The organism is Deinococcus alpinitundrae (assembly GCF_009982895.1).
Classification (GTDB): Bacteria; Deinococcota; Deinococci; order Deinococcales; family Deinococcaceae; genus Deinococcus; species Deinococcus alpinitundrae.
The window spans coordinates 324,616-334,393 of record NZ_WXZL01000002.1 but is presented as its reverse complement, the minus strand read 5'-3'; the positions used below and the strand labels follow the sequence as shown (position 1 = coordinate 334,393).

Below are 9,778 nucleotides of genomic sequence, written 5' to 3'. Positions count from 1 at the left end.
GTTGAGCGGCGCTTCGCCGTGCTCCCAGGTCGTTCGATCCAAGCTCATCAGGATCTTCCCCGGCGGAAGGTGGACCAGCAGCAACGCCAGGAAGACCTGTATGGTCAGTTGCTCATCGTGCACAGCGCGTTCCACACGCCGTTTCTTAGCTTCGGGGGAACTGCTGCCAGGCATCTGTGGGGCCAGATCGCTGTGATGAACACTCTGGGCGGTGATCATGGCCAGCACCAAGTCCACGACACGCTGCAGCGTGTCGATTCGCAGGAACGGGACGTTCGCTTTGTCGTGTTCCGTCAGTTCGGTGCTCTGAGGGTAACTGGAGGTTGAAACGGTCATTCCTTCAACACACCGCTTTTGGCTGTGCCTGTCGAGGGACAACAGGGAGATCGACGGTTTTCCCCGTCTACAACAGCCCTAAACCAAAGTTGTTCGGTACTGAGCCCCGACACATGTACGGCGTCGCCGCCCACCATCGCCTCAATGCCTTGGCAGGCCACTTCTAGCGCGCTGAGCATCAACAGCTGGGCCAGAGGTGGCCCGCGCCTGAAAGCCGGTCTCAACCGGGCTGGGGCACAGCGCCGTCACGTACACCCCCGAGCCGCGCACTTCCTCAGCCAGTCTTTCGAAAAGACTCAGCACGTAGCCTTCGGAAGCGGAGTAGGTCGCCATCAGCGGCCCCGGCGTGAAGGCGGCGGTGGGCGCCACGTTGAGGACCCGTCCGCGCCCACGCGCCAGCATGTCCGGCAAAAAGTGGTGTGTCAGCTCTGTAAGCGCCGTGATATTGACTTGAAACAGATCAAGTTGCGTTCTGAGATCACTCTGCGAGGATCCGCCGGAGGTGGTGAAGCCCACGTTGTCGATCAGAAATTCGATCTGCCACTGGTAATGCTCGCTTTTACACGCCAGTTCCGCCGCTGTGCCGGGATCGGTTGGGTCGAGCACCAAGACTTTGCACCGAGGGCACCGCTGGCTCTGGTGATCATGGCGGTGGGCTGGGTGGACGAGGAAGTCTTCATGGCCTACGCGGGGGACGGACTCCGGCTGACAGCCGAGCGCTCTCTAATGCGGATTCAGCTCAGCTCCACGACCCACCAAAAGAGGGCCCTCTGTAGTTCCATAGTCCGTTCGCCTGCCCCTCCGGTCAAATTTCACGGGTCTTGTAAGTAGCCCAACCAGAAGATGTCTGACCCAGGGTTCAGCCGAGCAGAAGGCCCCCAGTGCTGCCGAACACGCCGCCGGTGCTGTAGCTCGATTCCTGCGAGGCCAGGAACACGTACAAGGGCGCAATCTCGGCGGGCTGACCCGGACGGCCCAGCGGCGTGGATTCACCAAACTTCTCGATCTTGTCCTGCGGCTGGCCGCCGCTCGGTTGCAAAGGCGTCCAATAGGGTCCCGGAGCCACGGCGTTGGCGCGAATGCCCTGCTCGGCCACCTGCTGCGCCAGTGCCTGCGTGAAGGCCACGATGGCGGCCTTGGTTGAGGCGTAGTCGAGCAGATTGGGCGAGGGCTGCGACGCCTGAATCGAGGCGGTGTTGATGATTGTCGCGCCCGCTTTCAGATGCGGCAGGGCCGCCTTGCTGATCCAGAACAGCGCGTACACGTTCGTTTTGAAGGTGGCGTCGAACTGCTCGGTGCTGATATCGGCGATGCTCTCTCGCGCCGTCTGCTTGCCCGCATTGTTCACCAGGATATCCAGGCCACCGAGCTGATCCGCCGCGTCGCTGACTAGCTTTGTACAGAACGCCTCGCTGGTGATGTCGCCGGGCAATGCGACCGCCTTGCGTCCGGCGGCCTCGATCAGCTTAATGACTTCCTGAGCGTCGGCTTCCTCACTGGGCAGGTAGTTGATGGCCACGTCGGCTCCTTCGCGAGCAAAGGCGATGGCGACGGCGCGGCCAATGCCGGAATCTCCTCCAGTGATCAGCGCCTTTCGCCCGTCGAGGCGGCCCGATCCCTTGTAGCTCTCCTCACCGTGGTCGGGGGCTGGGGTCATGTCGTGAACCGAGCCGGGTGCACTCTGGGGCTGCTTGTCAAACGGCGGCTGCGGGTACTGCGTGGTGGGGTCCTGCTTGGTGGTCTGGTCGTCACTCATTTCGGTCTCCTTCTCTTGTTCTCAGCTTCATCGGAAAGTGATCGTTTCGCTTGGCAGGGTCAGACGTTGCTCTCACTTTTGCATTCATTGGGCCAGACTCAATTCGCTTGGGCTGGACACGCCTGCTACTGTGCTCGTTTGTTCGGGGGGTTGCCATTGCGACAAGCGAGAGAGTTTGTTGAGCGGGCCTTAAGGCCGCTGGCACGCCTGATGTGGCCGTCTGCATGCTAGATCGATGCTCACCTTCTGGTGGGGTGAAGGACTGAGCTCCTGCACCTTGTGCGATCTGACGTCAGCTACCAAAACCCTTTCCAGAGCCTCGTTTGATCCTGAATTACGTAATTCAGAACTTGCCTTTCTCCCCTCCCGCGCTTAGGCTTCAGCCATGACCCCAACACGAGCAGGTGCTGGCCAGCTGCGCCGGAAAGAAACGGAACCTGCGCCTAGTGCAGCCCAACAGCCTGGCCTGATCATCGCGCTGACCAGTCTCAAGGGTGGCGTGGGAAAAACGACCATCACCATGCATTTGGCGACCGCCGTCGCCCAGGCGGGACTGGCAGTGGTGGTGCTGGACGCCGACGAGGAGGTTAGTGCGGTGCGCTGGCAGCAGCACGCCAACGCGGACGGCATCCGCTTGCCGTTCGAGGTGGTCGTGGCGGAGCGCAACAGCTTAATGCGTCAGGCGCGTGATTTTGCCAGAGCGGGCCGCACCGTCATCATCGACACGCCGCCGAACAATCGCGAGGTGCTCAAGAGCGCCGCGACAGTGGCCGACGTGGTGCTGGTGCCGGTGCTCCCGACGGGGCTGGATGTGGACCGGCTGGCGACCACTTTGGAGTTGCTGGCCGATCTGGAGGCGGCGCTGGAAAAGTTCAACTACGCCATCGTCCTCAACCGCTTCGACGCCCGGAAGGGTATGGCCCACGAAGCCAACGAAGCCCTCAATGCGCACCCACGCCTCGAGACGGTCATCAAGTCGCTGAGCGCTTACGAGAAGGTGTTCGGCCAGATTCCAACGGAGCTGGCCCAGTTCCGGCTCATCTGGGCCGAGATCGGCAGTGCGGTGGGAGATTTGCCGTGACCAAGAATCGTTTTCAGAAACCCACTCAAAAGCCGGGCAGCTCGCTCGGTTCGCTGCTCAGCCGCTCACTGCAACTGTCGGGCGCGGCCCTGCCTGCCGAGCCGGGAGAGTCGGGGCAGCAGATGATGCCGCTCAGTACCCTGATGCCCAACTCACGTCAGCCCCGCCGCTTCTTCGATCCGGTGTCGCTTCAGCAGCTGGCCGAGAGCCTCAAGGTGCAAGGGGTTCTGCAGCCGCTGATGGTGCGCCCGCTCGATGCTGGACACTACGAGATCGTCTACGGCGAACGGCGCTGGCGGGCGGCCCAGCTGGCTGGTCTGACCGAGGTACCGGTGCTGGTGCGTGAGCTGAGTGTGGCGGAGGCAGAAACCATCTCGGCGGTCGAAAACCTTCAGCGTGAGGACCTCAACCGCTATGATGAGGTGACCTACAAGTTGCGCTTGGTGGCACAGCTTTTCGAAATCACTCCGATCGAGGCCGTTCAGTTGCTCAAACAGCTGCGCGCTCAGCCGGACAGCCAGCCGGAGCGAATCACTCAGATTGAGCACCTGTTTGCCCAGTTGGGCCGCGAGCAGTGGCGCTCGTTCGTCACCAATGGGCTGCCTGCTCTGCGGCTTCCGGAGTTGATCGCCAGTGCAGTTCAGAACGGCAGCCTGGACTACAGCAAGGCTGTGCTGCTGGCCCGCGCGCCGCAGCAGCATCACAAAACCCTACTCAGGCGTGTGCTCGACAAAAATCTGACCCACGCCGAACTCAGGGAAGTACTTGCCAAGCTGGAGCCGGTGCCGGGTCCAGGGGCCGCGCCACTCGCCACGATCAAGCGTCAGCTCTCCGCCCGCCGCCTGAATGCGCTCCCAGCAGACCGTCGCCAGCGGGCCGAGGCGCTCCTCAGCGAATTGGCTGAGTTGCTAAACGACTGAACCAGACCTGTGTCTCTGAATTACGTAATTCAGAGCGGAAGTGTAACTGATACTCTGTTAGGCTGCACTGAATAGAGCGGCTGTCGGAGCCACTTCACCCTGCCGCGCGGGAGTTTTCATGTTGGGCTAGTCCGGCTTACTACTCTCTGCACATCTGCTTCCTTGGCTCATGTCGGGACCGACGCGAATGGCTCCGTCCCACTTAAAACAGATGTGGCCGTGGTCGGCGTGGGGAGGCTGGGCTGACGGCAGCCACAGCAACAACATCGACTGCCAAGCGGGTACTGTCGATCGAGCGCCCCGCAAGTGGGCAAATGATGTACCTTGAGTGGCTGTGTTCCGTTCAGGTGCCGACCCCGGTGAAACCGCTCCACATGATTTGTTAGGTTGCCGCGCTGGGGCTGAGGAGGTCGGGCTGGCTGGATTAAGCCGGCTCAGCGCCTAGGCAGCGAAGAGGCCTCTTCCAGCAATACCCCGCCGGTCCGCTCGGTAAAAGCCTGGCACGTCGCCTCAATCTCGCCCCGATATTGCTCGCCCCGGTACCAAGCCCCGCAGAATACTGTGCCCAGCGGGCGGCCCAGATCGGTCAGCTCATAATCCACTTTGTGTGGAATGACTGTGTAGACGGTGCGTGTCAGAAGGGCTGCCGTCATACATCTGACCCAGGGTTTTGGTGAGCATCATCTGACTCATGTCCACAAGCTCGCCCAGACGGGTGAAGTTGAGGCGGCCATATTCCTCCAGCGTTTCCAGGATCAGTATGGTCCACTGGTCGGCCACCCGCGCGATGATTCCGCCCACCAGGGCGTCCAGTTCAGGGTCGGCTTGGTCGGGTGGTTGCCTATCAGAAAAGTGGGACTCAATCTTTTCCTTTGTCACACGTCACTCTCTTTAAGGTAAGTAGAGCACTTCTGGGTGCTTTCTTCCCAAACGCCCGTACTCGGTCTACTATCTGGCCATGCAAATGACAGGCAACACCATTCTCATTACGGGCGGCAATTCGGGTATCGGACAGGGGCTGGCCTCGGCGTTTCACGCGCTGGGCAATACGGTTATCATCACTGGGCGCAACCAGAAGTCACTGGAAGCGGTGGCGGCGGCCCATCCCGGCATGACGGCCCTCACGCTGAACGTCGACGACGCGGCTGATATTCAGCGCGCTGCCCAGCAGCTCATCGGCGATTTCCCGCAGCTCAATGCAGTGATTCACAACGCGGGCATGATGGCCGAGGAAGACCTGAAGCAGGGGGCGGCGGACGTGGCCGAGGCGCATATTGCCACCAACCTGCTCGGCCCGATCCGGCTCAACTCGGCACTGCTGCCGCACCTGCTCAGGCAGCCCCGCGCCGCCGTGCTGACCGTCACCTCGGGGCTGGCTTACGTGCCGCTCTCGCTCAACCCGACCTACAGTGCCACCAAAGCGGCGATGCACGCTTACACCCAGGCCATGCGCTATCAACTCGCCGACACCGCTGTGCAGGTGATCGAACTGGTGCCGCCCTACGTGCGGACGCGGCTTCAGGGTGAGCGGCAGGCGAGCGACCCCAACGCCATGCCGCTGGAGGATTACATCGCCGAGACGATGGACATTCTGAGCCAGCAGCCGGACGTGCAGGAGGTGCTGGTGCAGCGTGTCCACGCCCAGCGTTTTGCCGAGCAGCGCGGAGAGCACGCCGCCTTTTTCCATCGGATGAACGATATGTTGGTGGCGTCCCGCAAGGGCTGAGCTGGCCTGTCGTGGCCGCTTGGTCAGGCGCTGTCTGGCAGCAGCGCGGCACGGTGCTCGGCCATCTTGCGCGCCAGCTCGGGAAAGTCGGGGTCGATGTCGAGCTGGTAGCCGTCCCAGTAACCGTCGCGGTCAGGTTCAAAGAAGCGGGCGGGCGGCCGTCCGGGAGCCAGCGCCGCCGCCTTGGCGGCCCTGCGGGTGCGTATGCGCAGGGCGTCCAGATCAGAAGTGCGCACTTCTTCAGCGCTGATCGGCGGCAACACGGTGAGGGCCACCCGCTGGCCGTAGCGCAGCGTGGGGGAAAAGGGATGCTCCCAGACGCGGTGGCTGCCGGAAATCGCTACCGGCAGGATGGGGGCGCTCAGCCGCCGCGCCAGCTCGAAGACGCCGCGCTGGAAATCACTCTGGATACCGATGACCGTACCCTGCGGAAAGATTGCCAGGCTCTCGCCGCCTGCCAGGATCTCGTCTGCTCTGCGCCACAGCTCGCGGAATCCCCCCAGCGGATGCTCGGGATTGATGGCCACATGGCCCAGCCGGGTGATTGCCGGCCCCACTTCCGGCCAGCCAAAAATCTCCTGCCGCGCCACGAAGCGCATCGGCAGCGGCAACTGTAGTAAACACAGCACGTCGGCGATGCCCTCGTGCAGCGCGGCGATCAGATACGGCCTGCTGATGGCCGCGTCGGGGCCGAGGTGCTCCAGCCCACGCAACTCCAGCTTGACCTGAAGGTGACCGAGCAGGTGGCGACTGAATAGCTGTTGCATCTGAAAGCGCTGCGGCCCGCACAAAGGCGTGGGCAAGTGCCCAGCTCGGCGCAGTTCGCTCCAGATCAGCGGGCGGCCCAGCAGCGCAAACTTCAGCCGCTCCCGGCAGCCCTGCGGCGCGAAATGGAGCTTGATGGGGTCGTCGGGATGTGGGATGGTCGTCGGGGTCAGGAACACCTCGGACCGGACGGGGCAGGGGAGAGGCAGCGGAAAAGTGGCGAATGGGCCATCAAGTGACGCTGCCCGGACCGAAAAAGTTCAGGCAGCATCTGTACCACAGCGCTCACCCTTTGTCCTCGAAAAGTTTGCCGGGATTCATCAGCCCCTGCGGATCGAACAGCGCCTTGACGCCGCGCATCAGGCCGAGCAGATCGCCGTGCTCGCGGGCCAGGTGGCGCGGTTTGTGCAGGCCGATGCCGTGTTCGCCGCTACAGGTGCCGCCCACCGCCAAGGCCTCGCCGACCATCCGGTCGTAGACCTGGTGGATGGCCTGCCAGGTGGAAGCGTCGTCCGGCAGGGCGTGAAACAGCACGTGAAAGTTGCCGTCGCCGACGTGGCCCACGAAGCTGGCGTCCAGACGGTGCTCGACGCATAGGCGGTGGGTGAATCCGATGACTGGAGCCAGCTGATGCAGTGGCACGCACAGATCGGTGGTCAGCAGACGGTGGCCGGGGTGCAGGGCGCGGGCGGCGTAGTAGGCGTGGTGGCGGGCTTCCCACAGTTGGGCGCGTTCGGCCTCGCTGCGGGCGGTCAACAGGCCCTCTGCGCCGCCTTCCCGGCACAACTCGGCGCAGAGGCTGAGCGACTCGTCGAGCGCCGTGAGGCTGGGGGCGGCCAGCTCTATCCAGAGGGTCGGGGCTTCGGGATAGGCCGTGCCCTCATGCAAGTTGACGGCCCGCATCTGGCGCTCGTCCATCAGTTCGAGTCGTTCGGGTTGCAGGCCCGCCTGCATGATGCTGGCTGCACACTGGGCCGCCAGTTCGGTGCTCTCGAAGTGGCAGCGCAGCACCGCCAAATGGGCAGGCAGCGGGTGCAACTTGACGGTGAGTTCGGTGATGACGCCCAGCGTGCCTTCCGAGCCGATCATCAAATTCTTGAGGTCATACCCGGCGCTGCTCTTACGGGCCTTGCTGCCCAGCCGGACAACCTCACCACTGGGTAATGTGACCCGCAGTTCCAGCACATTGTCGCGCATGGTGCCGTAGCGCACGGCCCCGGTGCCGGAGGCGTTGGTGGCCGCCATGCCGCCCAGGCTGGCCGGAGCGCCGGGATCGACCGGGAAGAACAGGCCGTGGGGGCGAAGCAGTTTGTTGAGCGCCGGGTAGGTCACGCCCGGCTGCACTGTCGCCAGAAAGCCCTGCGGCTGCACGTCCAAGACTTTATCCATCTGCGACACATCGAGTGAGAGGCCGCCGCGCACCGGCACCAACTGACCTTCCAGGCTACTGCCCGCCGCGAAGGGCGTCACCGGCAGCGAGAAGCGCCGCGCCACGTCCAGTACCACCTTTACATCGGCCTCGCTGCGGGCAAACACCACCGCGTCGGGCAGCCGGGTCTCGGCTCCGCCCTCGTCCTGCCCGTGCTGCGCCAGCACGTCGGGGGCCTGCGAGTAGCGCTCACCGAAGTGCCCGAGCAGTTCGGCGTGGGCCTGGGTGTCCATTGGGAGGGTCATAGGCAGTGGAATTGTACCGCGCTCCCGGCAGGGATTCTGGGCCGGGTGCCGCTATGCTGGAGCATGACACTGCACGACGCTCCCGATCTGAAAAGCTTCCTGAATCTGGCCGAGCTGGAAGATGCCGCCAGAGCGCAGCTCGCGCCCACCACCCTGAGTTATTACGACGGCGGGGCCAATGACGAGCTGACGGTGCAGGCCAACCGCGGTTCCTATGCCCGGCTCGCCCTGCTACCGCGTGTACTGGTCGACATTTCAGAGATCGATCTGACAACCTCGCTGCTGGGGACGCCGCTGAAATTGCCCATCGGAATCGCGCCCAGCGCCCTGCACGGTCTGGCCCACCCGGACGCCGAGTGCGCCACTGCCCGCGCCGCCGCCAGTCTGGGCAGCGTCATGACCCTCAGTACCCTGAGCAACTCCACCATCGAGCAGGTCGGCGAGGCCGCGCCGGGAAGCTGGTGGTTTCAGCTCTATCTCTACCGCGACCGCGAGGTGAGCCGCGCTCTGGTGCAGCGCGCCGAGGCTGCTGGGGCCAGCGCGCTCGTCTTGACGGTTGACGCTGCCTACCTGGGCCGCCGCGAGCGTCTCAAGCGGCTGCCGATGGTCGTGCCGGACACGCTGGCGCTGCCCAACATCGGCGGTGCCCATCCCCACCCGCTGGACTACTTCGTCTCGCTACTCGACACCACCCTGAGCTGGAAAGACCTGGCCTGGCTGCGTGGCCTGACCCGGCTGCCGATTATCCTGAAGGGCATTCTGACACCCGAAGATGCCGTGCTGGCCGCCGAGCACGGCTGTCACGTCTGGGTCAGCAACCACGGTGGGCGGCAACTCGACACGGCGGTGACAGCCATCGAGATGCTGCCGGAGATCAGCGCGGCGGTCAACAGGCGCTGTGAGATTTACCTGGACGGCGGCGTCACGCGCGGCACCGACGTGCTCAAGGCGCTGGCGCTGGGCGCAGACGCGGTGTTTCTGGGCCGCGCGGCGCTGTGGGGCCTGGCGGTGGCGGGCGAGGCGGGCGTCGCCCACACCCTCCAGCTGCTGGCCGACGAGCTGCGACTGGCGATGGCGCTGTGCGGCAAAACGTGCTTGGCACAGCTGGGGCCGGAACTGGTGCGGAGTCCTTAACGCATTTGTCCCACCTCCGGAGATTCCTGGGCAGGACGGTACCTCCCTGCCATGCACGCTCGGTTGAAAAGAGTTGCCTTTTCGACAACTGTTCTAGGAGCGTTCCAGCAGCACGTAGCTCAGCGTCACGTCCTCCAGCACCTCAGCCTCATGAAGCTCGCCCGCCGGGATGAAGGTCACGTCGCCGCCGCGCACAAGCTCACTTTGCCCGCCGCTGATGGTTCTCAGCACCCCGCTGTGAATAAACGAGATCTCGTCCTGGGTGTGGCTGTTGGGCGGCAATACCGTGCCCGCCGCAAAAAAAAGGGTGCCGATCTGGGCGGGAAGGGCGGCGAACTGACTTTTGTTATTGACGGCGGTCAAGCTGAGTTTTTCCATAGCAGCTT

The 9,778-nt window shown here is 63.7% G+C and carries 10 protein-coding genes and 2 pseudogenes; 4 read left to right on the top strand and 8 right to left on the bottom strand.

The window, feature by feature from the left end:
* From GUI70_RS03200 to GUI70_RS03190, 3 genes and pseudogenes are all read right to left on the bottom strand, one after another.
* Positions 1-336 (bottom strand): annotated as a pseudogene (locus GUI70_RS03200) (IS4 family transposase); the annotation flags it as partial.
* Between the two features lie 141 nt (positions 337-477).
* A pseudogene (locus GUI70_RS03195) lies at positions 478-951 on the bottom strand (SDR family NAD(P)-dependent oxidoreductase); the annotation flags it as partial.
* A 244-nt stretch (positions 952-1,195) separates the two neighbouring features.
* Positions 1,196-2,092, bottom strand: a complete 897-nt coding sequence (locus GUI70_RS03190) for an SDR family oxidoreductase (RefSeq protein WP_161880837.1) — start codon at positions 2,090-2,092, stop codon at positions 1,196-1,198.
* Positions 2,093-2,477: 385 nt separating this feature from the next.
* Between GUI70_RS03190 and GUI70_RS03185 the strand changes: the two genes are divergently transcribed.
* Positions 2,478-3,173 carry a nucleotide-binding protein gene (locus GUI70_RS03185; RefSeq protein WP_161880836.1) on the top strand — a complete coding sequence of 232 codons (696 nt, stop codon included), beginning with the start codon at positions 2,478-2,480 and terminating at the stop codon, positions 3,171-3,173.
* The gene (locus tag GUI70_RS03180; protein ID WP_161880835.1) at positions 3,170-4,093 is read left to right on the top strand and encodes a ParB/RepB/Spo0J family partition protein; all 924 of its coding nucleotides are present in this window, start codon (positions 3,170-3,172) and stop codon (positions 4,091-4,093) included. Before GUI70_RS03185 ends, GUI70_RS03180 begins: the two co-directional genes overlap by 4 nt.
* Before the next feature lie 434 nt (positions 4,094-4,527).
* On the opposite strand, the gene GUI70_RS24200 is transcribed toward GUI70_RS03180, so the two are convergent.
* Entirely contained in the window at positions 4,528-4,746 is a 219-nt protein-coding gene (locus GUI70_RS24200) for a winged helix-turn-helix transcriptional regulator (protein ID WP_237724664.1), read from the bottom strand.
* The gene (locus tag GUI70_RS24195; protein WP_237724668.1) at positions 4,685-4,972 is read right to left on the bottom strand and encodes a hypothetical protein; all 288 of its coding nucleotides are present in this window, start codon (positions 4,970-4,972) and stop codon (positions 4,685-4,687) included. Before GUI70_RS24195 ends, GUI70_RS24200 begins: the two co-directional genes overlap by 62 nt.
* 79 nt (positions 4,973-5,051) lie before the next feature.
* On the opposite strand from GUI70_RS24195, the gene GUI70_RS03170 reads away from it, so the two are divergent.
* Complete coding sequence (locus tag GUI70_RS03170) at positions 5,052-5,819, top strand: SDR family oxidoreductase (protein ID WP_161880834.1); 768 nt, start codon at positions 5,052-5,054, stop codon at positions 5,817-5,819.
* Positions 5,820-5,842: 23 nt separating this feature from the next.
* Here GUI70_RS03170 and GUI70_RS03165 read toward each other — a convergent pair whose 3' ends face one another.
* Both GUI70_RS03165 and GUI70_RS03160 read right to left on the bottom strand, forming a co-directional pair.
* On the bottom strand, positions 5,843-6,763 hold the full coding sequence (locus tag GUI70_RS03165) for a lysophospholipid acyltransferase family protein (RefSeq protein WP_237724663.1): 921 nt from the start codon (positions 6,761-6,763) through the stop codon (positions 5,843-5,845).
* Positions 6,764-6,869: 106 nt separating this feature from the next.
* Complete coding sequence (locus tag GUI70_RS03160; RefSeq protein ID WP_237724662.1) at positions 6,870-8,258, bottom strand: FAD-binding oxidoreductase; 1,389 nt, start codon at positions 8,256-8,258, stop codon at positions 6,870-6,872.
* A gap of 63 nt (positions 8,259-8,321) precedes the next feature.
* Here GUI70_RS03160 and GUI70_RS03155 point away from each other — a divergent pair, with 63 nt between their 5' ends.
* Positions 8,322-9,392 (top strand): alpha-hydroxy acid oxidase, encoded by a 1,071-nt coding sequence (locus GUI70_RS03155; RefSeq protein WP_161880833.1) that lies wholly within the window; start codon positions 8,322-8,324, stop codon positions 9,390-9,392.
* 93 nt (positions 9,393-9,485) lie between these two features.
* Here GUI70_RS03155 and GUI70_RS03150 read toward each other — a convergent pair whose 3' ends face one another.
* On the bottom strand, positions 9,486-9,770 hold the full coding sequence (locus GUI70_RS03150) for a cupin domain-containing protein (protein ID WP_161880832.1): 285 nt from the start codon (positions 9,768-9,770) through the stop codon (positions 9,486-9,488).
* Between the last annotated feature and the right edge of the window lie 8 nt (positions 9,771-9,778).